The organism is Kribbella sp., assembly GCF_035655035.1.
GTDB lineage: Bacteria > Actinomycetota > Actinomycetes > Propionibacteriales > Kribbellaceae > Kribbella.
Window position 1 is genome coordinate 1 of sequence record NZ_DASRVN010000020.1, and the last position, 23,875, is coordinate 23,875.

Here is a 23,875-nt window from a genome sequence, read left to right on the forward strand (position 1 = left end):
AGCTTGATCGGGTTACGGAACGTCTCGCCCGGCGAACTGGCGCCGGCCGGGCCGATCGTAGACACGGAAACCATCATCGCCACCAGCACCGCCAGCAGCATTCGCAGTCTGAGCATCGCCACCTCCGGACGATCCAGCGAACCGACGATTATCTCGTATATCGAAAATAATCATCTTATTTGGAAGATAAGCGTAGGCACCGATCAACGGCGGCGACAAGAGGCTAGGGCTCGTTCGCTTCGGTGGGCGAAGGCGGCAGCGCGTGCGGTACGACGAACGCGGTCAGCAGGACAGGCACCGTCAACGCTGCCACCAGTACCGCCATCGGGAACCAGACCGACCCGAGCGCGAACCCGCCGTACACCGCGATCGCCGACACCTCCGCGAACAACCCGGACACCGACGTCACGGTCGCGCGCGCCGGTCCGGTGATCGCGTCCTGCAGCCGGGTCTCCGACACGACGATCACGAGCTGCAGTACGCCGTACCCGACCGCGATCGGCAGGAAGCCCCACGCGGACCGGCTGAGCGCACCGGTCGCGATCAGCACCGCGGACGCCGCCAGCCCGGCCATGAACGTTGCTGCTGGCAACTTGTACGCCGGTCCCGCGAGCGCGCCGCCGATCGCCTGCGCGGCAACGGTTCCCGCGATCAGCAGCGGGATCACCCCGGTCGCCGCACCGGTGTCGCGGGCGAGCAACGGGAAGTACTCGTCGAACGCCAGGAACCCGCCCAGCAAGGCGACAAGCAGGACGGCCCGCCGTACGAGCCGGTTCGTCGTCACCTCCGACACACCGGTACGGAGCATGTGCAGGTAGCTTCCGACGGCCGCGCGCGTACTCGACTCCGACACCTCCACCGCACGCGCCTCGGGCAACGACCACGCGACAACTGCCTGCGCGACGCAGCTCAGCACGCTCACCACGCCGGCCAGCGTGTAGCCCCCGAGGTCGAACAGCGGTGCCGCCAGCGCCGTTGCCGCCAGGTTCGTCACGAACGAAGCGGAGCGGGCACGACTGATCAACATCGGGTACCGCGCGGAGCGATCGCGAGCGGCCAACTCGTCGTACACGAAGGCTTCGTACGTCCCGGAGATCAGCGCCGACGACACACCCCACAACACGAACCCGAACGCGAACCCGGCGAACGACGGCAGCGCGATCCAGACCGCGTACCCGAGTCCGCTGAGCAGAGCGCCGAGGATCAGCAGCTTTCGCCGCGAGTAGCTGTCCGCCCAGGCGCCGGACGGCACCTCGAACACGAAGCCGGTCGCGGACCAGATCACGAACAATGTCGAGATCTGCGCAGCCGACAGCCCGTGGTGGCTGAAGAACAGCTGGTACAGCGGATACAGCGGGATGAAGTCGTGCAGCGCCTCGAACGCGACGATCCGCGCCGACAGCGCTCGGTCCGAAGGTCAACGCGGTGGGGAGTTCATGTCCTCGACGATACCGGTAAATGACGCGCGGCGCCCGGGGAATATCCGTCAGAGTGGAGCGATGGGAGACGTCAGCGAACGGTTCTGGGCAAAGCTGCCGGACGGCAGCCGGGATGCGTTGGTGAGCGGGTTGAGCCAGTCCGAGCTGCAGTCCGTCCTGCTGAACGTGACGCGGGAGCGGGCCGCCAAGGTGACGCCGGCGCGGCTGCTGCAGCGCTGGAGGCAGGACCGGTTCGTCCGGCCGTCGGCTATCGATCCGCGGCAGCTGGTGAAGACCCAGCAGCGGCTGTGGGAGCTGCTGCCGGAGAAGTTCGCAGGCGTTCAGCTGTCGCCGCTCGCGCCGCTCGGGACGTGTTCGGGGGTCGCGAACATCAACCAGCACCAGATCGTCAGCACGATCCGCGGTACCGAGGTGGCCAGCGACCCCACCAACGAGCTGGCGATCGAGGCCGCCGTACGGCGTCGTGCCGGGGAGGATCGGGTGCACCTGGCCGCCTGTCAGCGGGTGGTACGCGCGCAGCCGATCGATACGCCGGGGTTCGCGGCGCACTTCGAGTTGTTCGTACTGGTGTCGAGCGCGCGGGACACCGGGTCGTACCGGACCGAGGCGGAGCTGCTGGTCGACCACCTGAACTTCTGGCACGCCGTACTGGGCGAGAAGGCCGAGCTGCGGTTCACCCTGTTCAAGGAGTCCGGGCTGCGGGACCGGATCGAGGACACGGTCCGCCCGGCGCTCGCCGTACCGCTGACCGAGGACGCCGAACGGACCAAGAGCGCGACCTATTACTCCGGGACCGGGCTCGGGATTGGTGTCGACGGCAACGAGTTCGGCGACGGCGGGTTCACCACCTGGACGGCGGACCTGCTCGGCGACGCGAAGGAGCGCTGCCTGACGTCGTGCGTGTCGACCGAGTTCCTGACCGCTATCTCAACTTGAGCAGGCCGGCGTCGGTCGGGCGGAAACCGCACGCGTCCAGGTAGAACGCGGTCAGGTGCGGCTCGAAGTCCACGTGCAACCACTCACACCCGGCCTTACGCGCCTCCTCGGCCGCGGTCAGCACGAGCTGCTTGCCGATCCCGCGCCGACCGTGGTCCGGATGTACGGCGGTGTCCAGCACGAACGCGTGCGCCCCACCGTCCCAGCACACCTGCACGAACCCGACCAACTCATCGTTGCTAAAGGCACCCACCCAGGTCAGCGCCCACCGCCCCAACCGCTCCGCCCAAGGCTGCACGTCAACCGCACCCCCGAACGCCGCCGCATGCAACCCCGACAACACCCGATCCTCAACCACAAACCGCACAACGTACTTCACGGCAGCCAGGCTAGGCCGGGAGCCGAGTTCCTATGCGACGAGGGTGTAGGCCGTGGGGATTGACGAGTGGGCGCGGGGGCCGGAGGGGATGCGGGGTGGGGTGCGGTCCTCGACGCGGATGGCGGCGGTTTGGAGGTGGACGGGGAGGGTGGAGCGGACCGCAGTGGTCAGGTCGAACTGCACCTCGGCCAGCAGGTCGGTGAGCTCCAGCTCGAGGGCCCGGCAGATCGCCGCGAGGATCTCCGAGGAGGGCTCCTTGCGGCCGCGTTCGATCTCGGACAGGTACGGCACCGAGACCTGGGCGAGCTCGGCGAGCTCACGCAGGGTGATGCCCCGCTCGCGCCGCAGCCGGCGGAAAACGTTTCCGATCACCTGGCGTAGCAACACGTCTGGCCCTCCTCGCCTCCGGATCTCCTGTACCGAGTGTGCCATCCCCGGCGGGCCGGTCGCCCCGGATCTGCCCTCAGCAGACTCCGAACGGAATTCTGCCCTCCGCAGAATCGACCCCGTTCAGTCGCAGCTGAGCGCGGCGCCGAGGTCGGCGGTCAGGTCTTCGGGGTCCTCGAGTCCGAGGCTCAGCCGGAGCAGCGCGTCGCCCGGCTTGGCCTCGGACGCGACCAGGCGGTGGGTGAGCGCGGCCGGGTGCTGGATGAGCGTGTCCACGCCGCCGAGCGAGACCGCGTGCGTGATCAGCTTCAGCCGGCTCGCCACCCGCGACGCCGCCGCGTACCCGCCACTGACCGTGAACGCGAGTACCGCACCAGGCCCAGCCTGCTGCCGCCCGATCAGGCCGGACGGGTCGTTCAGGCCGGGGTAGTACACCCGCTCGACGGACGGCTGCGCGGACAGCCAGTCGGCGACCTTGATCGCGGTCGCCTGCTGCGCCCGTACTCGCACCGGCAGCGTCTGCAGTCCTCGATGCAGCTCGTACGCCGCCAACGGGTGCAGCAGCCCACCGGTCAGCGCGCGGATCTGCCGGAGCCGGCCGACCCACTCCGTACCGGCCGCGACGACGCCACCCATCACGTCGCCGTGACCGCCCAGGTACTTCGTTGCCGAGTGCAACACCAGGCTCGCGCCGTGCCGCGCCGGCTGCTGCAGCACCGGCGTCGCGAAGGTGTTGTCCACCAGCAGCGGTACATCGTCCGCCGCGGCCGCGACGTACCGCAGGTCGACGAGGTCCACAGTCGGGTTGGCCGGCGTCTCGACGATCACCAGGCCGGTGTCCGGGCGGATCGCCGCCGCGATCTCGTCGGGCTGTGCATAGCTGACGGTTGTCCCCAGGAGGCCTGTGGATAACAGGTGGTCGGTGCCGCCGTAGAGAGGCCGTACGGCGATCACGTGCGGACGGCCCGCCGCGACGGTGGCCAGGAGGCAGGCGGTCAGCGCGGCCATGCCGGAGCCGAACGCGACCGCGCCGTCGGTGTGCTCGAGCTCGGCGAGGGCGTCCTCGAAGCGCGCGACGTTCGGGTTCCACAGGCGCTGGTAGACGAGGCTCCCGCCGTCCGGGCCGCGGCCTTGGGTGAGTTCGTCGTACGACGTGCCGCCGGTGTCGACGTCAGGCAGCGGATAGGTGGTGGACAGGTCGATCGGCGGGACGTGGACGCCGCGCGCGGTCAGGTCGTCGCGGCCGGCGTGTACCGCTCGGGTGTCCAGCATGGGAGCCTCCTCCGCCTGTGGATAACTGAGGCGACTGTGGAATCTTCTGCGATCTTGGGGCAAGAGTTCCGAAGAAAATTCGTCCACAGGCTTGTCCACACGCTGTGGATTCTGTGGATGGCCCTACAGTAGGAGGCATGCCGAAGGATCGTCGGAGCCCGGGACCGGCTCCGCGGCCGGTCCCGGACGGGCTCGACGAGGTGGACCGGCAGCTGGTCCAGCTGCTCACGGCCGACGGCCGGATGCCGAACAACGCCCTCGCCGAGGCAGTCGGCATCGCGCCGTCGACCTGCCTGACCCGGGTCCGCTCGTTACGCGAACGCGGGGTGATCCGCGGCTTCCACGCCGACGTGGATCTGGCCGCCCTCGGTCAGCCGCTGCAGGCGCTGATCGCGATCCGGATCGGCGCCCACTCCCGCGACGAGATCGACCGCTTCCGCGCCAAGGTCCCGCGGCTCCCCGGGGTGCTCTCGCTGTTCCATGTCAGCGGCGCGAACGACTACCTGCTGCACGTCGCCGCCACCACGCCCGACGCGCTGCGCGAGTTTGTGCTGGACCATCTGACCGCGGATCCCGCGGTCACGCACGCCGAGACCAGCCTGATCTTCGAACACGTCCGCGCGACCCCCTGATCGCCGCGGCCGACCGCTGGTGGGTAGGCGTCCGAGATGCTGGGTTCGCGCCTGCGATCTCCGGCGCAAACCCAGCATCTGGTGGGCCCACCCACCAAAGGCGCGCTGCGAGCGGCGTGGCCCGGGCGGGTGCAGCGGGTGTGCCGCGAGCGGCGGTGGTCAGCGGGGCTTCAGGCCCCAGGCGTCGGCGAGCAGCTCGAAGGAGCGGCGGCGTTCGGCGGGGTTGTGGATGTTCGTGGTGACGATCAGCTCGTCGGCGCCGGCCGAGTTGGCGCGCCGGAGCAGGTCCGCGGCCACCTGGTCGGGGGTGCCGACGGAGACCAGGCCGGCCCATTCCTCGACGGCGGCCTCTTCCGCCTCGGACCACGGGTAGTCCGCCGCCTCCTCGGGTGACGGGAGCGGGCCTGGGCGGCCGGAGCGCAGGCGCAGCATGGAGAGCGCGTTCGCGCGGGCGAGTTGCGCGGCGCGTTCCTCGGTCTCGGCCACGATCGCGGCCAGCGCGAGCATCGCCCGCGGTTCGCCGTCGTGCTCGAAGCGCCGGTAGTTCGTCTTGTACGACGAGATCACGCCGGCCGGGTCGAGCGTCCCGAAGTGCCCGGCGTACGCGAACCCGGTGCCGAGCGCGGCGGCCGCCTGCCCGCCGTACGTGCTGGAGCCGAGGATCCAGATCGGCGGCAGCGGTACGTCGGACGGCTGCGCGGTGATCGGCTCGAACGGGTGACCCGCGGGGAAGCCGTCGACGTACGCGCGGAGCTCGGCGTACTGCTCGGTGAAGTCGTCCGCGCCGAGCGCCTCCCGGCTGCGGCGCAACGCGAGCGCGGTCCGCTGGTCGGTGCCGGGCGCCCGGCCGAGGCCCAGGTCGATGCGGTCCGGGTAGAGCCCGCCGAGCACGCGGAACGTCTCGGCGACCTTCAGCGGGGAGTGGTTCGGCAGCATGATGCCGCCGGAGCCGACCCGGATCGTCGAGGTGGCGGCGGCGACGGCCGCGATCATCACCTCGGGGGTCGAGCTCGCGACGCTGGGGATGTTGTGATGCTCCGCGAGCCAGAACCGGTGATACCCGGCCGCCTCGGCGGTGCGGGCCAGTTCCAGGGTCTCGTGCAAGGCCTCCGACGGCCGCGTACCTGTCGGCACCGGTGAGAGGTCGAGCACGGACAGGGGCATCGCTTCGGCGCTCACGTCACGCGCCAACGCCGGCCGGGCGGGAGGTATTCCCGGATCTCCAGGCCATCACAATCGGCCGGTCGTGCGCCAGCTGAGCGTGGCGCGGTCGGACGGCCGCGATTGTGATGGGCTGGGGATCCGCCCTACGCGGGGTACGGCGTCTCGGCGCGGGCATCGCGGAGGGGACGCGCCCACCAGGCCAACTGGCCGAGGAGGGCCGCGGCGGCGGTCGAGGTGGTGGGGTCGACGGGTTCGCCGTTCGCGAAGTCCTCCTCGCGGAAGCCGAGGCTGTCGCGGATCGTCACCGCGTGGAGCTCGCCGAACACCAGTCGCAACTGCTCGGCCGCCCGCAGCCCGCCGGACCGCCCGCCGTACACGACGAACCCGACCGGCTTCGCATACCAGGGCCGGCGTACCGCGTCGATCGCCGTCTTCACGTCACCCGGGTAGGCGTGGTTGTACTCCGCCGTGACGATCATCACCGCATCGGCGTCCTCGATCCGCCCGGGCAACTCGTCGAGCGCGGTCCGGCTGAGGTCGACCAGGTCGAGCTTGAACTCGTCCGCCCGCTCGACCTCCCGCACGAACCACCCCGTCACCGCGGTCCCGAACCGCCCCGCCTCGAGATTGCGCGTCAGCACGACGAGCCGCAGCGGATGAACTGTCACCCGAAAGACGCTAATACCTCAACAACCCTTGAGGTCAAACCGTCTCACCCACCACGGCCGGGTACGGCGGATCGGCCAGCGGTTCAGCTGTGGGTTGGGGTGGGTGGGGATGAGGGTGGGGTGGTGGTGTGGAGGTTGGTTTGGGCGGCGTTCATGAGGGGGGTTTGGTCGTCGAGGACGCCTACGGTTTGCCAGGACTTGGTGACGGCGGTCAGTTGGGTGGAGTCGTCGCCGAAGAGGGTGCGAGCGGTGGCCTGGGTAGCTGCGGCGAAGTCCTTGAAGGTGGCGGAGGAGGTGAGGTTGCCGCTGGTCAGGGTGGTGTACCAGATCTTGCCGGCGTCGTCGTAGGCGTTCCCGCCGATGGCCGTGGCGACCAGGTAGAACGCGTGGTTCGGGATGCCGGAGTTGATGTGTACGCCGCCGTTGTCGTCCTGCGTGTCGACGTACCCGGACATCTCGGCGGGTTGTGGATCCTTGCCCAGCCGGGGATCGTCGTACGCCGTCCCGGGTGCCTTCATCGAGCGGAGCGCGACGCCCTGGACACCCGGAAGGAACAGCCCGGCGCCGATCAGCCAGTCGGCGTCCGCGGCGCTCTGCTTGAGCGAATACTGCTTCGCGAGCGAGCCGAACACGTCCGAGATGCTCTCGTTCAGCGCGCCGGACTGCCCTTGGTAGTCGAGGTTCGCGGTGTACTGCGTGACGCCGTGCGTGAGCTCGTGCCCGGTGACGTCGATCGACGACGTGAAGTTGCCGAAGATCACCCCGTCCCCGTCGCCGAACACCATCTGCGACCCGTCCCAGAACGCGTTCGCATACCCGCGGTCGTAGTGCACCGTCGAGGTCAGCACGAGCCCTTGCCCGTCGATCGAGTCCCGCCCGTAGCACTCGTCGTACAGCGTCCACGTCGCCCCGGTGCCGTCGTACGCCTGGTTGACCGCCTGGTCCTGGACGGCGTCCTGTCCCTCGGAGCGGACCAGCGTGCCGGGCAGGTCGGTGCCGTTCTCCGCGTCGTACACCTTGCGCTGCCGGCCACCCGGAGCGGCCTCGGTGGCACGGCCCGCCGCGGGACGAGTTCGCAGTACGGCGTCGTGCTGCAACGACTGGCGGATCCGGGCACGGACGCTGGGGTCACCCGCGGAACGCTCGAGCTGCTCGAGCAGATACGGCGGGATGATCGAGTGGAACACCACTACAGGAAAACGCCGGTAGCCGATAAACTCAAGCATTTGTGGCCGCAGCACAGCGTGTTTCGGAAATGCGGCCTGAAAACCAACGGGTGGCATTTTACCATGAGGGGTTGCAATTGCCGAATCCTGTCGAGTCTGAACAGGACCACCTGACGACGTTCTACGCCGCGCTCGACACCGAGCGCGAGCGCACCGACGCACGCGCCGACGACGAGCAGCTGGTGCAGACCCGCAACGCCCAGGCCCTGCACCAGCGGGACGGGCGGATCCGGGACCTCAAGCTCCGCCAGGCGCGGCTGAACGCCGCCGAGGAAGGGCTGTACTTCGGCCGCCTGGACACCGCCGACGGCGAGGTGCTGCACATCGGCCGGATCGGGCTGCACGACGACGAGTACGAACCGCTGCTCGTCGACTGGCGCGCCCCGGCGGCGCGGCCGTTCTACATCGCGACCGCGGTGGCGAACCACGGCATCGTCCGCCGCCGGCACGTGCAGACCCGGTTGCGACGGGTGATCGACGTCCAGGACGAGCAGCTCGACCTCGGCCGGGAGGCGGCCGACCCGTCGAAGCCCGGCACCGGCGTGATCGGCGAAGCCGTGCTGATGAAGGCCCTGGAGGCCAAGCGGACCGGCCGGATGGAGTCGATCGTGCAGACGATCCAGGCCGATCAGGACCGGATCATCCGCTCCGAGCTGCCCGGAATCCTGGTCGTCCAGGGCGGCCCGGGCACCGGTAAGACCGCGATCGCCCTGCACCGCGCGGCATTTCTGCTGTACACGTACCGCGAACAGCTGGAAAAGCGCGGAATTCTCGTCGTCGGGCCGAATGCGGCGTTCCTGCGATTCATCGGACAGGTGCTGCCGTCGCTCGGTGAGGACGGCGTCCGGCTGGTCACGATCGCCGAGCTGTACCCAGGGATCAACGCCACCCGCCCGGAGTCGCCGGAGAGCGCCGAGGTCAAGGGCCGGACCGTGATGGCCGAGGTGATCGCGCAGGCCGTCGCCGACCGGCAGTGGACCCCGGACCGGCCGGTGCACGTGACCGTGGAGCGCACCGAGCTGACCCTCGACCCCGAGATCGTTGGCGCCACCCACGCCCGGGTCCGGAACCGCAACGTCACCCACAACCAGGCGCGTCCGTTCGTGCTGAACGAGATCACCGACCATCTCACCAACCAGTACGCCGAGCTGATCGGCACCGATCCGCTGGACGGTGAGCAGTTGCTCGACGAGTACAACCTGGCCGAGCTGCGCAACGAGGTGCTCGCGGAGCCCGCAGTACAAGCCCTGCTCGAACAGCTCTGGCCGCTGCTCAGTCCGCAGAAGCTGCTGGAGGACTTGTACGGCGACGAGGACCGGCTGGCGGCCGCCGCGCCGCAGCTGTCCGCGCTGGATCGCGAGCATCTGCTGCGGTACGGCGCCGACTGGAGCCCGGCCGACGTACCGCTGCTCGACGAGGCCGCGGAGCTGCTCGGTGACGACGGGACGGAGGCTGCGCGGGAGCGGGCCGCCCGGGCGCGCGCGATCGCTTACGCACAAGGCGCTCTGGACGTCCTGTCGGGATCCGGGTCGACGGACTTCGACGAGGACGACGAGGCGGAGATCCTGACCGCCAAGGACATTCTGGACGCCGAGGCGTTCGCGGAGCGGTACGAGGCGGACGACGACCGGACGCTGGCCGACCGGGCCGGCGCGGACCGGCGGTGGACGTACGGGCATGTGATCGTCGACGAGGCGCAGGAGCTGTCGCCGATGGCGTGGCGGGCGATCGCGCGGCGCTGCCCGCTGCGGTCGATGACGGTCGTCGGTGACGTGGCGCAGACCAGCTCGGTCGGCGGCGGTACGTCGTGGGCGAGCGCGCTCGGCGAGACGTTCGGCGACCGCTGGCGGCTGGCCGAGCTGACGTTGAACTACCGGACGCCGGCCGAGGTGATGGACCTGGCGAACGCCGTACTGCGGGAGGTCGATCCGTCCGCGAAGGCGCCGCAGTCGGTCCGCTCGACGGGCGTCCCGCCGTGGCACGTCGACGTACCGGCGGCCGAGCAGGCGCTGTACGTCTACAAGATGGCGGCCGAGGAGACGGCGTACGGCGAGGTCGGCGTGATCACGTCCCGCAGCCGGCTGGAGCTGATCCAGGAGGCGGTCGACGGGCTCAGCGGCGTCACGGTCCTGACCGCCCGCGAGGCGAAGGGCCTCGAATTCGACTCGGTGCTGGTCGTCGACCCGGACGGCATCGTGATCGAGTCACCCCGCGGCCTGCGCGACCTGTACGTCGCCCTCACCCGCTGCACCCAACGCCTCGGCGTGATCGGCGAACTCCCCGACGTACTGCGGGATTCACACGCCTGGAGCTAGTGGTCCGCGCAGCATTTCTGCTGGTGCTGGAGTTCGAAGGGGATCAGGACGTCGCCGGCGGCCGGCTGGACCTGGAGGACCAGACGGCCGTCGCGACGGACCGGGCGGAGGAAGTCGAGGGTGTCGATCAAGGTGTCGTCCTCGACCGGCACGCCGCCGATGCCCTCCAGGTGATCGATGCCGCAGCGGGTGCGCAGCTCGGCCGCGGGCAGTACGCCGTGCGCCTGCTCGTGACCGGGCCAGCGCACCACGCGTCCCGTCGTACCGAGTGCCGCCTCGACCGCGGCGACGTACGCGCCGCGGACCAGGCGACTCGGCCCGGCGAGCTCCGGCTCGGACGCGCCGGGCCGGGTGACCGCCAGCCCGACGTTGCGTTCGGCAACCATCGCGCGGACCGGGTCGGCGAGGTCGGCGGTGCTGGTCAACGAGACCGCGACGTGCGGCCGGTCGTTGCCCGACACCATATGGGTGAGGGCGACGACCGGCTGCTCGAGGCCGTCGATCAAGTCGTACAGCAGGTGGTCGGCCGCCGCCGTGTCCGCACTGTCGGCATCGATCGCGATGATCACAACGGTGTGTCCTTTACTTGGGGAGCACCCAGATCGGGTTGGTGTAGAACCAGAGGTCGACCCACGGGTCGGCGTCGCCGACCACGTCCAGCTTGGGTCCGGCCGGGTCCACGGCCGCGCCGTGGTAGCCCGGCTGGCTGCGGTTTCCGTCCGTACCGCGGACCCGGACGTACTGCGCCTGGTCGGCGCGGCCCAGCGGGTAGATCAGTTCGAACGTACCGCGCCTGCCCGAGGTGTCCCACTGCTTGACGACCTTCGTGTTCGGCGCGCTCATCGTGTCCTTGTCGGCAACCGGCCCGGTGACCGAACCCTGGATCACGTCGACCCGGTTCAGCGCCGGGACGAAGTTCGACCAGTTCGGCATCGTCTGCGTGGTGATCCGGACGACCAGCTCGATCGCGCGGCCCTTCTTCACCAGCAGCGCGCCGCCGAGCGGTTCGCCGTACTGCTTGCCGACCTCGCGGACCTCGACCTCGACGCCCTTCACCAGGCCGCCGTGGTCCACCCAGACGCGGCCGTTGCGCAGGCCTTCCATCACCGCGAGGTAGTCGCGGCGGTCGGCGCCGACGTGCGTACGGCTGTAGTAGCCCGGCCAGAAGTCACCGGCCGTGGTGTTGACGGCGTTCCCGTACACCGGGTCCATGTACCGGCCGTCGCGGTCGAACTGCGCCTGGCTCGAGCCGTCTGGGCGGCGCGCGGTCTCGTTCCAGTTCACGTGCGAGTCGGAGTTCGCGGAGATCCACCACGGCTTGCCCTCGGCGAGCAGGCTGTCCCAGAGCCCGCCGACGGTCGCGGTCATCCAGTCGAAGCCGCCCCAGGTGCGGTAGCTCTCGGGCGGGTAGCCGGCGAACGAGTTCGCGTTCGGCGAGTTGCCGTAGTACCCGCGGGCGCTGCCGCCGCCGAGCGGGGCCGGCAGACCGGCCGCCTGGTGACCGGGCGCGCCCTCGAAGCCGACCGCGATCCGCGGGTCGGCGTCGCGCCAGTTGCGGATCTCGTGCGGGCTGTCGATCCCGTTCCGGGCCGGGTGGTTGGCGAGGAACAGCGCGTCCGCGACCCGGCGCTGGTCGACCTGCCGGCCGAGCCACTGGATGCCGGACACCGCGAGCGCCTCGTTGGCGGGCGAGTTCGAGCTCGCGTTCTTCACGCTGCCGTCGTAGCTGTTCTCGAACTGCTTGAGTACGTCGACCTCGCGGCTGCCCGGCGCGACGAAGACCGTGCCGTGCTCGGCGGCCGGGATGTTCCACTCCAGGCCCTGGAAGATCAGCGTGTCGCGCAGTTCGGTACGAGCCGCCTTGATCTGCGGGTTGACCAGGTCGACGCCGATCCGGGCGTGCGTCGCGCCGCCGTGGTCGGTGATCACCAGCCAGTCCAGGCCGTACGCCGCGGCGTGCCGGGCCTGGTCGATGACGCGGTACATGCCGTCCGAGCTGAGCTGGGTGTGGATGTGGTGGTCGCCGGCCAGCCAGACCTTGGGGCGGGTGCCCTGCTGGAAGACGAACCCCTCCTTCGGCGCGGCCGCCGCCGCGAACTGCACACCGGTCACCGCGAGCGCCGCCGTACCTCCGAGGATGCCGGCCGATCGCAGCAGACCACGACGGGTCACCTCGGTGGGTGACAGGTCGCTGTCCGGAACGGAGGTGTCCAGCGCGGCCAGGGTCGCCTGGTCCAGCTCGGTGTTCGGGTGGTGGTGGTCGTGCCCATGCCCGTGATCGTGGCTGTGGCCGTGATCATGGTCATGGGTGTGCGGGTGGTCGTGCGAGTGCCCCATCGATTGTCCTCTCGTGGCGGAATCGGCGGGATCATCGCCGTTTTCCATGACCACGAGATGTGCGCGAAATGAACCGTTGGACGTTCCTGCGATCGAGTCGCGGGAGTTCAACGGGCGCGCCGCTCCCGGAGCATCCCGACCGATTTCTCGATCCGCCGTTCGCGGGTCGCGTCGGTCTTCGCCGAGGTCACCTGCAGCACGTGCCACTGCCGATTGCTGTAACTGAGCGTGTCCCAGAACGCCTTCGCCTCGTCGTCGGCCGCCAGCGCCGCGGCCAGCGGTTCCGGTACGTCGAGTTCCCGCGGCGCCGTGTCCAGTTCGACCTCGACGTCGAGGACGTCACCGGCCGCGATGCCTGCTTCGGTACGGCGTTCCGCGCTCACGCCGAGCAGGTACCGCCCGCCCATCCGCGCGATCGACGTACGGAAGGTGAAACCGTTGACGGTCGCGCTGACCTTCGGGCGACCTCCGCCGCCGAGAGCCTCGACGATCGACTCCGGGACCTCGAAGCCCGCGGTGTTCTTGCCGGTGGCCAGCAGCTCGGCGGTGAACTTCATCGTTCCATCATCCGGATTCGGCAGGTCATGTCGAGAGTCGGGGCCGTGGCTCCGACGTACCGGACGACAGGGCCGATCGAAGGAGTGGACGTGATTCTGAACAGCATGTTGCTCGGCAGTGTGGACGCCGAGCGGTTGAAGGCGTGGTACCGGGACGGGTTCCGGGCGGAGGTCGACGGGTACGGGAACCTGGACCTCGGCGGGTTCGGGCTGGTGATCGAGCAGCGCGACGACGTCGCGGCGAAGAACCCGGAGCCGGGGCGGCACATCGTGAACTTCGCCGTCGACGACATCCAGGCGGCGGCCGCGCACCTGCGGACGCTGGACGTCGAATGGCTGGTGCACCCGGAGGACCGCGGGGTCGGCTGGTTCGCGACCTTGATCGACCCGGACGGTAATTACGTCCAGCTGATCCAGATGAAACCCGAGTACTACACCCAAAAGTGAAAAACGTTCGCACCGAACCTGGGGGATCCGGTGCGAACGACACGTCCCCAACCCCGAGCGGAGCGAGGGTTCTTTTGCTCTTCGGCATGACCCTCAACCCCGAGCGGAGCGAGGTTCTTTTGCTCTTCGGCGTGTCCCTCAACCCGAGCGGAGCGAGGGCATCTTTTGCTCTTTGGCTGTTAGTAGTTTTGTTCAGGCGCATTTCACAGGGGAGAAAATGGGCGGCAGGCGAGGGGCAGAATGCCCACGCTCGCCTGCCGCCCGACACCGGTCCTTTGGTGGTCGAGGTGAGGCGCTCGACCTGGCGACGTTCCGGGTGGGTTGTCTGGTGAGATACGGAACGCGAAAGGTACCGGAGATTCTTCTCAGCGGGGCGCTACGTCCCACATGCGCTCGCCGGGCAGGGGGTCGGGGAGCTTGTCGATCATCGGCATCGGGTCGTTGGTGACCCGAAGACCGGCGAAGCGGCGGCTCATGGCGTCTGCGTACCGCTCGGCCAACGCCGGCTCGGCGTTGTAGTCGGCGATCACGTGCTCACCGAACCAGACACGCACGCGTCGGCGCTGAACGGTCTGAGTGGCGGTGGCGGTTGTCACGGGTCCTCCTGGCTGTTACTTCGAGGGGTGGTCGGCCTGGAAAACGCGGGCGAGCGCGGTGCCGGTGCGCCGTGTTGTGTTCACCGTCACGTCACTTCCAACGGAGGACGCCGAGCCGAGGTCACGCCCGATTCCGGAAATTCTGGGCAATCGCCAAAACTTTCCGGACCGCCCAGGATCCCATTGTTTCGCGCAGATGTTCGATTACTGAAAAGGCCCGCGGACGGACACCCCGCCGTCCAGCACGATCCGCTGCCCGGTGATGTACGACGCCGCGTCCGAGGCCAGGTACGCCACCGCCCGGGCGACCTCCTCGGACCGCCCGAACCGGCCGGCCGGGATCTCCTCGACGACCTCCTCGCCGACCTGCCCGTTCGCGACCGCGGTGGCGATCGCGCCGGCCGCGGCGACGTTCATCCGGATGCCGTCCCGGGCGTACTCGGCGGCGACCGTCCGGGCCAGACTGAGCAGCCCGGCCTTCATCACGCCGTACGCCGCCTGCTCGGGCGCGGCCATGAACCCGGTCACCGACCCGACGCAGACGATCGAGCCGCCGGTGCCCTGGTCGAGGAACACCCGGAGCGCGGACCGGACGGCGCGGGCGACGTACCGGAGGTTGACCTCGTAGATCGTGTCCCAGTCCGCGTCGGCCATCTCGTGCAGCTTCACGGCCGGCACGAACGCGACCTGCCCGCCGACGACGGTGACCAGTACGTCGAGCCCGCCGAGCTGCCGCACCGCGGCCGCGACCATCGCCTCGAGGTCGTCCGCCGACCGGACGTCACCGGAGATCGGGTACGCCGTACCACCGGCCGCCAGGACCGCGTCCGCCGCCTCGGCGGCCCGTTGGGGGTCGAGATCCGCGACCAGCACGGCGGCGCCTTCGCGGCCGAACAGGTCGGTTGTCGCCCGGCCGATCCCGCCGCCTCCGCCGCCGATCACCAGGGTTCGCTTTCCGCTGAGCTCCATGGGCGGAGGATATGACGGTAACGTCACGAGATTCACAGGGTTTCCTCAGGAAAGACACGCCGAAGCTGTCGGAACGGCTCCGTACGCTGGAGGCGTGACCATCGAAGACGCTGATATCAGGCCGCTGGGAGCCAGATTCGAAGACGGCGCGGTTGCGGAGCCGGTCGTGGCGAACGCGCTCGTCGTCCCCGAGCGGGTGATCGGCGGCGTCGTACCGTCTCCCGTCCGGCCGGGACCGTCGGGGATCGCGGCGGTCCAGACGGAGCACCTGATCAGTGATGTCGGCGACGCGCTGCGGCTGCTGGACGCGGTCGAGCGGGTCCGCGGGCACGCGCATCCGTTGATCCTCGGCCTGCAGGAGGCGGTCGGGATCAAGATGCCGGCCGCGCTGGTGCTGAGCGCGATCGCGAACGGCCGGACGACCGCACACCAGGTCGCCAAGCAGCTGGGTACCACGCCGGGCGAGGCGGAGCTGGCGATCGCCGACCTGGAGGCGCTCGGCATGGTCCGGACCACGCCGACGCTGACCGTCACCGGCCTGGGCCAGGCCCGGCTCTCCCAGCTCGACGGCCTCACGGTCCGCGTCCTGGACGTGGTCACCGGCATCCTCGGCCCGACCGACGCGGCCCACCTGGTCCGCCTCCTGCACACGGTCGCCGACGGCCTCGAGTCCGCCTCGGTCGCCGCCGCCGTCAATCCACAGCATCAGGTGGTTTCCCACAACTAGTGTCGAGAACGCGTTGGTGGTAACGACGTAGCTGATGTCGAGTGACTAGGAGGGCATCAGATGCTTCAGGACAGCAAGGCGTTCAGTGGGTTCTCGGTGGACGACATCCCGCGGGCCAAGGAGTTCTACACGAAGACGTTGGGTCTCGACGTCGGCGAAGAGCACGGGATGTTGCAGCTGCGCACCGGCAGCGGCAACACAGTGCTCGTGTACCCGAAGGACAACCACGTGCCGGCGGAGTACACCGTGCTCAACTTCCCGGTCGAGGACATCGAGGAGACCGCGCGGGCGCTCACCGCGCTGGGTGTGACGTTCGAGAGGTACAACGAAGCCCAGGACGAGCTCGGGATCAACCGCGGCGGCGGCCCGCTGATCGCCTGGTTCAAGGACCCGGCCGGGAACGTCCTCTCGATCCTGCAGGACCAGGACTGATCAATCCCTTCTCCGCCCACGGGTGGAGAAGGGATTTCCATCTGCCGCACCGCGGTCGCGCTGGGTAGTTTCATTCGAAGAAGCACACCTGTATCAAATAAGGAGCCTTCGATGAAACACTGGATCGCAGGCGTCAGCTGCCTGCTGGCGGCCGCGTCCTGGGGGACTGCCTGGGGCGTGGCGCCGCCGGCACCGACGCCGAGACTGACCGCGGACGTCAACCGGGACGGTCTGCTCACGCACGCGGACGACGCGGGGAAGACCACCTGGACGGACGCCCGTGGCGCGATCTTCCTGCCGAACTTGGACGACGACGAGCACCGCTGCAAGGTCGACCCCGCAGATCTGGACGCGCCCGGCCGCGCGGTCGACGACAAGCTTGCCGCCTGCAACGACGCGGCCGACGACCGGATCAACGGCCCGCGGGACGTCGCGGATCTGGCGCCGCTCGCGATCGATGCCGAGCGCAACCTCTCCGACGACGCCACCGGCACCGTCACGATCACCCCGGCCGGCAAAGCGCGCGCCTTCGCGAACGGCCGCCCGGTCGGCGCCCTGACCGCGAAGGACCTGCGGTACGGCGTACGCCTGCTGCTCGAAGGCCGCGACATCGTCCGCGACCCGAAGCGGTGGGACGGCCAGATCACTGTCACGCTCGCCGTCACGGACCGCGGCCACACCAGCACGGACGCCGTACGGATGCGGGTCGCCCCGCTGATGCTGCAGAACGATCTACAGCCCGCGCAGACGGTCCTGGCCAGCAAACCGAATACCGGGCAAGGCTTCTGGGGTCGTACGCCGCCGTACGAGCAGGGCACTCCAGGTGACTGGCCGCAGTTCGCCGCCACGTTGCGCAAGGCAACCACCGGTACGCGGCTGCGGTTCGTCCAGGGCACGCACGAGGGCTGGAAGGATATGTGGGCGCAGGACTGGTTCGAGCCGGCCACCGCGAGCATGCCGGCCGTCGGCGGTCCGCACACCCTGCGAATCCTGATCCGCTCCGGCAACGTGTGGGACATGCCCGCCGACAACACCCCACGCCCGGCGGGCCGGCTGCTGTACCGCGACCTGCGCGGACCGGACGTCGGCGTCGTCCAGGAACTCGCGGACAAGGCGTCCTCCGGTCTGAACGATCTGCTCAACATGGGCGGCAACATCGAGTCACTCCCGCCGTACGCCGGTTATCCGCACGGCCGGCTGCTGTACGGCGCGACGGCGGAGCGGCATCCCGACGCCGGGTTCCTCACGATGCTGACCAGCCAGGGATACCAGCCGCCGCTCGTGATCGACACCTCGTGGCTGATGGTCGGTCACGCCGACGAGACAGTTCACGTCGTACGAGCGAACAACGCCCGCGGCTGGACCCTGGCGGTCGCCGACCCGCGGCTCGGTGCGCAGCTGCTGCGGGATGTCCAGCGACAGGGCGGCGGCAAGCAGCAACTGTTCGCGGACACGAAATCGCCGCACAAGCCGACGGTCGACGACGTACTCCGCACCGGGATGGCCGACAACGAGGCCGCGGCGAAACACATCGACCACCAGCTGGACGTTCTGCTGAAGGCCACGGGGCTGCGGCAGGACGAGCTGATCCGGCTGCCGGAGATCTTCAACTGGGTGCCAGGCTACGGGTTGCTCAAGGCAATGACCCCCGGTCCGGCGAACGGGCTCTCGGTGACCGATCGCCTGTACGCCGTCCCCGATCCACACGGCCCGCGGTTGCACGGGCACGACGTGTTCAAGCAGGCGACGGAGCGCGCGCTGGCCGACACCGGCGTACGGGTGCGTTGGGTCGAGGACTTCCTCTGGGCACACCTCGGCGGTGGCGAGGTGCACTGCTCCACGAACGCGCTCCGCGACACCAGCCGGGCTATGCCGTGGTGGTCCGGAACCGCAGCGTCGGGTACGTCGACTCGATGAACCCGAGGCCCCGGTAGAGGTCGATGCCGTCGTCGGTCGCGTGCAACTCGATCTGACCGACGGCGGTCTCGTCGCGGAACCAGTCCACCAGCGCCATCACGCACGCCTTCGCCAGACCGCGGCGCCGGAAGTCCGGGTGCGTACTGACGTTGTACAGGTGGCCGCGAACGGTCGACGCGTCGCGCGGGCCCGGCGGATGCGCGTACACGTTCCCGGCCGCACCGGCGACCACGCCCGCGCTCGGGTCCTCGACGACGTACGCCGCGAACATGTCCGGCGACGACAACTGCCCCGCGAACCACTCGCGGGCCCGCACCCGCCACGGCGCGTCCGGGCCGCCGACGTCGGTGCCCATCGCGGAGAGCATCAGCGCGCGCAACCGGACCAGCGACTCCGCATCGTCCGCGCCCGCCCGCCGTACCAAGGCCTGTCGTATCTGACTGTCGGTCACTTCATCGATCATGCCAACTTTTTGCCGAGTCAGTGAATCGAAGGGTATATGGCCCAGACCAGAGCCCCGCGTGCCGCCCGCGCGCGTCGCGCCGGACCACGACGACCGACCGGGATCGGGGCACTGGTGATCGCCGTCCTCGGCCTGCTGATCCCCGGTACCGCCTACCTGGTGGCTCGCCGGACCAGGCTCGGCGCGGTGCTGACGCTGATCAGCTTCGGTCTGTACGGCGCGGCGGCGTACCTCGCGTTCCGGCAGCGGGACGCGGTGATCGCGTGGGCGCTGGATCCGGCGGCGCTGCTCTGGATGGTCGCCGGCCTGGCCGGGGGCGCGGTCGCGTTGGTGGTCGTGCTGGTCACGTCGTACAAGATGCTCCGCCCGCTGACCGCCGGACCGGCGTCCCGGACGCTCGGGTCGCTGGTGGTCGGTGTGCTGTGTTTCGCGCTCGCGGTGAGTACGGCGAGCGGCGCGCAGACGCTGATGGCGCAGCGCGAGCTGGTCACGAAGGTGTTCGCGGGCTCGGAGACGAAGAGTCAGACCCGCCCGACGATCACCCCGAAGAAGGACATCTGGGAGCAGCTGCCGCGACTGAACGTGCTCTTGCTCGGCGCGGACGACGGTGCCGACCGGGACGGGGTCCGCACCGACTCGGTGATGGTCGCGAGTATCGACACCAGGACCGGCAACACCTCGCTGATCTCGCTGACCCGGAACTTCATGCGGATGCCGTTCCCGGCCGGTACGCCGCTGCACGAGAAGTTCCCGACCGGGTTCTGGGACCCGAACGGCCCGGCGGAGCAGCCGGAGTTCTACCTGGACGCGATGTACCGGAACATCCCTGAGCAGTACGGCGACCTGATCGGCCCGTCGGACAACCCTGGCGCGGACGTGCTGAAGCTGTCCGTCGGCGCGGCGCTCGGGCTGCAGATCCACTACTACGTGCAGGTCAACCTGGCCGGGTTCGCGAAGCTGGTCGACGCGCTGGGCGGGATCACCGTGAACATCAACTATCCGGTCCCGGTAGGTGGGAACGATGACAAGAAGATCCCGCCGAGCCGGTATCTGAAGCCGGGGCCGAACCAGCCGCTGAACGGACCTGACGCGCTGTGGTTCGCGCGCGGGCGGTACGGGCTCGCGACCGCCGACCTGGCACGCCAGGCCCGGCAGCGCTGCACGGTCAAGGCGATCGTCGAGCGGGCCACACCGCAGAACGTGCTCGCCAACTACCAGGAGATCGCGCACGCCGGCGAGCAGATGATCCGCACCGACATCCCCGGGAAGCTGCTGAAGCCGCTGGTCGACGTCGGGCAGCGGGTGAAGACCGCGAAGATCACCAACGTCGACCTGGACAAGAAGAAGAACTTCCCGAACGGCCGGAACCCGAACTACACGGCGATGCGCGCGATCGTGGCGCAGGCGATCAACCCGGTCCGCAGTACCAAGCCCGTGCCGCGCCGGACCACCACCGTGCCGCCGTCCACCGCGACCCAGCCGAAGGTCACCCCCAAACCCGACACCGGCGACCTGACCTCGGCCTGCGCGTACAACCCCGGGGCGACAGGCTAGGGTCACGCCCTAGGCGTAGCGGATGCCGAGGCCGCCGTCGACTGCCCAGTTGGCGCCGGTGACGAAGGCGGCGGCGTCGGAGGCGAGGAAGCAGACGACCTCGGCGACGTTCCCGGGGGTGCCGATCCGGCCGAGCGGGTGCACGCCGAGGGCCTTCTCGCGTTCGCCGGGGATCGTGTCGAAGAACTCCTCGAGCAGGTCGGTGGCGATGTAGCCGGGGCTGACCGCGTTCACCCGGACGTTGTGCGGCGCGACGTCGAGCGCGAGCGAGCGGGTCATGCCGACCAGGCCGGACTTCGCGGCGGCGTACGGGAACATGCCGGCCTGGGTGAGCTTCGAGTGGATCGAGGCGATGTTCACGATCGCGCCGCGCCGGGCGTCGATCATCGGCTGCAGGACCTGGCGGGACATCAGGAACGCGCCCTTCAGGTCGACGTCGAACACGTCGTCCCATTCGGACACCGACATCCGCGCCGGATCGGCGTACGAGTTCTTGCCGGCGTTGTTGACGAGCACGGTGACGGGACCGCCGAGGTCGTCGGTGAGCTTGGAGACCGCCTGCCGGACCGACACCTCGTCGGTGATGTCGCCGACCGCCGCGGCCACCTTCGCACCGGACTCGGCCAGCTCCGCGGTGGTCGCGGTCAGCTCGTCCGCGAGGATGTCGACCAGCCCGACCACCGCGCCCTCCGCCGCCGCCTTCACCGCGACCGCCCGGCCGATCCCCCGCGCGGCCCCCGTCACCAGCACAACCTCGTTCGCCAACCGACCAGTCACAAACGTCTCCCTCAACCTAGGCGTCGGGTACGACCCTAGTGGGGGGCGGGCGTCAGGCCGCTGTGGTGATCAGGATGCAGAACTCGTTGCCGTCCGGGTCGGCCATCGGGATCGCGGCGTCGCCTTCCTGGCCGCTCGGCAGCCGGGTCGCGCCGAGTGCGATCAGCCGCTCCACCTCGGCCTCGGCGTCGCCGTCGGCGACCAGGTCCAGGTGCAGCCGGTTCTTCGGGGCCTTCGGGTTCACCGGCGGGCCGCCCCAGGTGATCTTCGGTCCGCCGTACGGCGCCTGGATCGCGGTCTCCTCGTCCTGGTCCCAGACCAGCGGCCAGTCGAGTGCCTTGCTCCAGAAGTACCCGACCGCCTGCGAGCCGTCGGACGACAGCGCGCCGATGAACGCGGTGTCCTTGAGGAAGTTGTTCCCGGCCTCGATCACGCAGAACTCGTTGCCCTCGGGATCCGCCAGTACGACGTGACCCTCCTCGGGCTTCTGCCCGATGTCGATGTGCTTGCCGCCGAGCTCGAGCGCCCGCGCGACGGTCTCCTGCTGCTGCTCCGGGGTCTGGCTGGTCAGGTCGAAGTGGATCTGGTTCTGCCGGTCCTTCGGTACGTCGCTCGGCAGGAACCGCAGCCGGAACCCGGTGTTGTCCTTTGGCACCAACTCGTTCCCGTCGGCCGGCTCGAACCCGAGTACGCCGGCCCAGAACCGCGCGAGCCCGGCCGGATCGTTCGCGTCGATCGACAGCGCATAGAGAGAGGTGCTCATGCCCGTCACGGTAGGTCGGCGCCGGGCGAGGCCGCAAAGGCTTTAGTGGACTGACGCGGCCGCGACGCGGGCGTGGTGATCGGCCTTGGCGCGGGACATCGGCTGCCGGAGCAGCACGAGCTGGTGATAGAGCGGCGCCGTCGCGGTGAGCAGGAGCTGATGGGCGTCCACGTCGCCCGTGATCTCGCCCCGCTCGACCGCCCGGCGAACGAGTAGCGCAGTGCGCGTGTAGCGGTCCTTCCAGAAGCGGGTGAGCGCCTCGGCCGCTTCCGCCGTACGGAACGACGCGCCGATCACCGCCTGGGTGACCGACGGGCGGGCGGTCAGCGCGGCGTGCACCTCACGGTTGACCGCGATCAGGTCACCCTCCAGCGACCCGGTGTCGGCCGGCTCCCAGGCGTCGTCGGCACCGGCTTCGAGCAGGTCGACCAGCAGACCGGGCACAGTCTTCCAACGCCGGTAGAGCGTCGTGCGATGGACACCGGACCGTACGGCGACCGCGTCGATCGTGAGCCCGTCGTACCCATGCTCCGCCAGCTCGGCCTCCACCGCCGCGAGCACGTCGGCGCGCACCCGAGCGGTCCGCCCTCCCGGCCTGCTTGCACCACCCTCAGCGGTCATGCGATCATCTTAACGCAACATCCGTCGCATTTAGGGAGTGTTCAGTGATCTCATCCGCGGTCGACGGTGCGCCGTACGGTGTGGTGGTGGCGGGTGGGGAGGTGTGGACGACGCTGGTGCACACGGGTCGGGTGGCAACCGTGTCGGGGCGGGTGTTCGACCTGGCGGCACCGGAGTCGCGGCCGAGTGTGATCGTCGACGGGCCGGACGACGCGGTGTGGTTCACCCGCAACGGTGACGAGCGCGTCGGGCGGATCGGGTACGACGGCACGGTGTCGGCGGTCGATGTCGCCGGGGCGCCGTACGGGCTGTGTGTCGGACCGGACGGCGCGTTGTGGTGCACGTTGATGAGCAGCGACGCGATCGGGCGGATCACGGTGGACGGCGAGGTGACGACGTACCCGATCGGCACGGCGGGGGCGTTCCCGGCGATGATCACGACGTACGCCGGGGACCTGTGGTTCACGCTCAACCAGGCGAACGCGATCGGGCGGATGACCGTCGCCGGTGAGGTCACCACCTATCCGCTGCCGACCGCGGCCGCCGGACCGGTCGGGATCAGCGCGGGTCCCGACGGCGTCTGGTTCACGGAGCTGCTGGCGGACCGGGTTGGCCGGATCGACGCCGACGGGAAGATCGACGAGTTCGTACTGCCGGCCGGGTCGAAGCCGCACGCCGTCGCGGCCACGCCGGACGGCTGCTGGATCACCTTGTGGGCGGCGGCCGCGCTGGTCCAGGTCGATGCCGAGGGCAACATCACCGAGCGGTACGAGTTCGGCGACGGGGCCGAGCCGCACGGGCTGTTCGCCGACGGCGACGTGTGGGTGGCGCTGGAGAAGGGTTCCGTGGCTCACATCCAGCCTCGCGGGTGAGCAGGTTCACTCGGCGGAGGGAGGACGCGATGGACCGCGGAGGTGGACAGTGGTGGCGTGAGCACGGACGTGCAGGTACGGGGGCCGCGGGTTCGTGATGTGGTCGCGGTCGGCAGGCCCGCGTTCTGGGTGGTGTCGATCGTCCCTTATTACACAGGGATCCTGCTCGCGACGCACCGGCTGATCCCGCCGGTCGAGGAGTGGCCGCGGCTGATCGTCGGCGCGGTCGTGATGGGTCCGCTGGTCTGGCTCGCGGTGCTGGCGGTCAACGACGCGTACGACCTGCCGAGCGATCGGCTCAATCCGCGGAAGGCCAAGTCGCCGTTGCTCGACGGGCGGGTCACGCTGCGGACGGCGTTGCGGCTGGCGTTCGCGGCGGCGGTGGCGGCGGTCGGGCTGAGTCTGCTGGTCGGGATCGTGTTCGC

Annotated in this window: 26 protein-coding genes; 10 read left to right on the forward strand and 16 right to left on the reverse strand. The window is 69.6% G+C overall.

What is annotated here, in order from left to right; genetic code table 11:
* Positions 1-223 precede the first annotated feature (223 nt).
* Entirely contained in the window at positions 224-1,402 is a 1,179-nt protein-coding gene (locus VFF46_RS01375) for an MFS transporter (RefSeq protein WP_325035144.1), read from the reverse strand.
* A 97-nt stretch (positions 1,403-1,499) separates the two neighbouring features.
* Here VFF46_RS01375 and VFF46_RS01380 point away from each other — a divergent pair, with 97 nt between their 5' ends.
* Positions 1,500-2,375 carry a hypothetical protein gene (locus VFF46_RS01380; protein WP_325035119.1) on the forward strand — a complete coding sequence of 292 codons (876 nt, stop codon included), beginning with the start codon at positions 1,500-1,502 and terminating at the stop codon, positions 2,373-2,375.
* Here the strand turns inward: VFF46_RS01380 and VFF46_RS01385 are convergent.
* From VFF46_RS01385 to VFF46_RS01395, 3 genes are all read right to left on the reverse strand, one after another.
* A complete protein-coding gene (locus VFF46_RS01385) occupies positions 2,362-2,754 on the reverse strand; it encodes a GNAT family N-acetyltransferase (RefSeq protein WP_325035120.1) in 393 nt (130 codons plus the stop codon). The genes VFF46_RS01380 and VFF46_RS01385 overlap by 14 nt on opposite strands.
* Positions 2,755-2,784: 30 nt before the next feature.
* Positions 2,785-3,141 carry a helix-turn-helix transcriptional regulator gene (locus VFF46_RS01390; protein WP_325035121.1) on the reverse strand — a complete coding sequence of 119 codons (357 nt, stop codon included), beginning with the start codon at positions 3,139-3,141 and terminating at the stop codon, positions 2,785-2,787.
* Between the two features lie 123 nt (positions 3,142-3,264).
* Entirely contained in the window at positions 3,265-4,413 is a 1,149-nt protein-coding gene (locus tag VFF46_RS01395; protein WP_325035122.1) for a PLP-dependent aspartate aminotransferase family protein, read from the reverse strand.
* Positions 4,414-4,550: 137 nt separating this feature from the next.
* Here VFF46_RS01395 and VFF46_RS01400 point away from each other — a divergent pair, with 137 nt between their 5' ends.
* The gene (locus VFF46_RS01400) at positions 4,551-5,045 is read left to right on the forward strand and encodes an Lrp/AsnC family transcriptional regulator (protein ID WP_325035123.1); all 495 of its coding nucleotides are present in this window, start codon (positions 4,551-4,553) and stop codon (positions 5,043-5,045) included.
* 159 nt (positions 5,046-5,204) lie between these two features.
* Here VFF46_RS01400 and VFF46_RS01405 read toward each other — a convergent pair whose 3' ends face one another.
* The 3 genes from VFF46_RS01405 to VFF46_RS01415 all read right to left on the reverse strand — a co-directional run bounded on the left by VFF46_RS01405 (position 5,205) and on the right by VFF46_RS01415 (position 8,103).
* The gene (locus VFF46_RS01405; RefSeq protein WP_325035124.1) at positions 5,205-6,224 is read right to left on the reverse strand and encodes an LLM class flavin-dependent oxidoreductase; all 1,020 of its coding nucleotides are present in this window, start codon (positions 6,222-6,224) and stop codon (positions 5,205-5,207) included.
* Positions 6,225-6,352: 128 nt separating this feature from the next.
* The gene (locus VFF46_RS01410; RefSeq protein WP_325035125.1) at positions 6,353-6,877 is read right to left on the reverse strand and encodes an NAD(P)H-dependent oxidoreductase; all 525 of its coding nucleotides are present in this window, start codon (positions 6,875-6,877) and stop codon (positions 6,353-6,355) included.
* 83 nt (positions 6,878-6,960) lie between these two features.
* Positions 6,961-8,103: a M4 family metallopeptidase gene (locus VFF46_RS01415; protein WP_325035126.1), complete on the reverse strand. Its 1,143-nt coding sequence runs from the start codon at positions 8,101-8,103 to the stop codon at positions 6,961-6,963.
* 77 nt (positions 8,104-8,180) lie between these two features.
* On the opposite strand from VFF46_RS01415, the gene VFF46_RS01420 reads away from it, so the two are divergent.
* A complete protein-coding gene (locus tag VFF46_RS01420) occupies positions 8,181-10,418 on the forward strand; it encodes a helicase (RefSeq protein WP_325035127.1) in 2,238 nt (745 codons plus the stop codon).
* On the opposite strand, the gene VFF46_RS01425 is transcribed toward VFF46_RS01420, so the two are convergent.
* The 3 genes from VFF46_RS01425 to VFF46_RS01435 all read right to left on the reverse strand — a co-directional run bounded on the left by VFF46_RS01425 (position 10,415) and on the right by VFF46_RS01435 (position 13,312).
* On the reverse strand, positions 10,415-10,987 hold the full coding sequence (locus VFF46_RS01425) for a hypothetical protein (RefSeq protein ID WP_325035128.1): 573 nt from the start codon (positions 10,985-10,987) through the stop codon (positions 10,415-10,417). The two genes, VFF46_RS01420 and VFF46_RS01425, sit on opposite strands and share 4 nt — an antisense overlap.
* Before the next feature lie 13 nt (positions 10,988-11,000).
* Entirely contained in the window at positions 11,001-12,755 is a 1,755-nt protein-coding gene (locus VFF46_RS01430) for a PHP domain-containing protein (RefSeq protein WP_325035129.1), read from the reverse strand.
* A 107-nt stretch (positions 12,756-12,862) separates the two neighbouring features.
* On the reverse strand, positions 12,863-13,312 hold the full coding sequence (locus tag VFF46_RS01435; RefSeq protein ID WP_325035130.1) for a YdeI/OmpD-associated family protein: 450 nt from the start codon (positions 13,310-13,312) through the stop codon (positions 12,863-12,865).
* Positions 13,313-13,402: 90 nt separating this feature from the next.
* Here VFF46_RS01435 and VFF46_RS01440 point away from each other — a divergent pair, with 90 nt between their 5' ends.
* On the forward strand, positions 13,403-13,759 hold the full coding sequence (locus VFF46_RS01440; protein ID WP_325035131.1) for a VOC family protein: 357 nt from the start codon (positions 13,403-13,405) through the stop codon (positions 13,757-13,759).
* A 365-nt stretch (positions 13,760-14,124) separates the two neighbouring features.
* On the opposite strand, the gene VFF46_RS01445 is transcribed toward VFF46_RS01440, so the two are convergent.
* Together VFF46_RS01445 and VFF46_RS01450 are read right to left on the reverse strand one after the other, a co-directional pair.
* Entirely contained in the window at positions 14,125-14,313 is a 189-nt protein-coding gene (locus tag VFF46_RS01445) for a hypothetical protein (protein WP_325035132.1), read from the reverse strand.
* Positions 14,314-14,559: 246 nt separating this feature from the next.
* Positions 14,560-15,324, reverse strand: coding sequence for an SDR family oxidoreductase (locus tag VFF46_RS01450; protein WP_325035133.1), 765 nt, complete (start codon positions 15,322-15,324; stop codon positions 14,560-14,562).
* Between the two features lie 94 nt (positions 15,325-15,418).
* Here VFF46_RS01450 and VFF46_RS01455 point away from each other — a divergent pair, with 94 nt between their 5' ends.
* The 3 genes from VFF46_RS01455 to VFF46_RS01465 all read left to right on the forward strand — a co-directional run bounded on the left by VFF46_RS01455 (position 15,419) and on the right by VFF46_RS01465 (position 18,400).
* Entirely contained in the window at positions 15,419-16,051 is a 633-nt protein-coding gene (locus VFF46_RS01455) for a MarR family transcriptional regulator (protein ID WP_325035134.1), read from the forward strand.
* A gap of 60 nt (positions 16,052-16,111) precedes the next feature.
* The gene (locus VFF46_RS01460; RefSeq protein ID WP_325035135.1) at positions 16,112-16,483 is read left to right on the forward strand and encodes a VOC family protein; all 372 of its coding nucleotides are present in this window, start codon (positions 16,112-16,114) and stop codon (positions 16,481-16,483) included.
* Positions 16,484-16,594: 111 nt separating this feature from the next.
* Positions 16,595-18,400, forward strand: coding sequence for a protein-arginine deiminase family protein (locus VFF46_RS01465; RefSeq protein ID WP_325035136.1), 1,806 nt, complete (start codon positions 16,595-16,597; stop codon positions 18,398-18,400).
* Here VFF46_RS01465 and VFF46_RS01470 read toward each other — a convergent pair.
* Positions 18,351-18,863, reverse strand: a complete 513-nt coding sequence (locus VFF46_RS01470) for a GNAT family N-acetyltransferase (RefSeq protein ID WP_325035137.1) — start codon at positions 18,861-18,863, stop codon at positions 18,351-18,353. The two genes, VFF46_RS01465 and VFF46_RS01470, sit on opposite strands and share 50 nt — an antisense overlap.
* A gap of 36 nt (positions 18,864-18,899) precedes the next feature.
* Between VFF46_RS01470 and VFF46_RS01475 the strand changes: the two genes are divergently transcribed.
* Entirely contained in the window at positions 18,900-20,417 is a 1,518-nt protein-coding gene (locus VFF46_RS01475; protein WP_325035138.1) for an LCP family protein, read from the forward strand.
* Between the two features lie 9 nt (positions 20,418-20,426).
* Here the strand turns inward: VFF46_RS01475 and VFF46_RS01480 are convergent, their stop codons facing one another.
* From VFF46_RS01480 to VFF46_RS01490, 3 genes are read right to left on the reverse strand one after another with little or no spacing between them, the layout of a single operon-like run.
* Positions 20,427-21,194, reverse strand: a complete 768-nt coding sequence (locus tag VFF46_RS01480) for an SDR family NAD(P)-dependent oxidoreductase (protein ID WP_325035139.1) — start codon at positions 21,192-21,194, stop codon at positions 20,427-20,429.
* Between the two features lie 52 nt (positions 21,195-21,246).
* Positions 21,247-21,957: a VOC family protein gene (locus VFF46_RS01485; protein WP_325035140.1), complete on the reverse strand. Its 711-nt coding sequence runs from the start codon at positions 21,955-21,957 to the stop codon at positions 21,247-21,249.
* Between the two features lie 42 nt (positions 21,958-21,999).
* Positions 22,000-22,578, reverse strand: coding sequence for a TetR/AcrR family transcriptional regulator (locus tag VFF46_RS01490; RefSeq protein ID WP_325035141.1), 579 nt, complete (start codon positions 22,576-22,578; stop codon positions 22,000-22,002).
* A 44-nt stretch (positions 22,579-22,622) separates the two neighbouring features.
* Here VFF46_RS01490 and VFF46_RS01495 point away from each other — a divergent pair, with 44 nt between their 5' ends.
* Positions 22,623-23,450, forward strand: a complete 828-nt coding sequence (locus VFF46_RS01495; RefSeq protein WP_325035142.1) for a virginiamycin B lyase family protein — start codon at positions 22,623-22,625, stop codon at positions 23,448-23,450.
* A gap of 57 nt (positions 23,451-23,507) precedes the next feature.
* Positions 23,508-23,875 (forward strand): UbiA family prenyltransferase (locus tag VFF46_RS01500; RefSeq protein ID WP_325035143.1); only part of this gene is annotated, 368 nt, incomplete at its 3' end.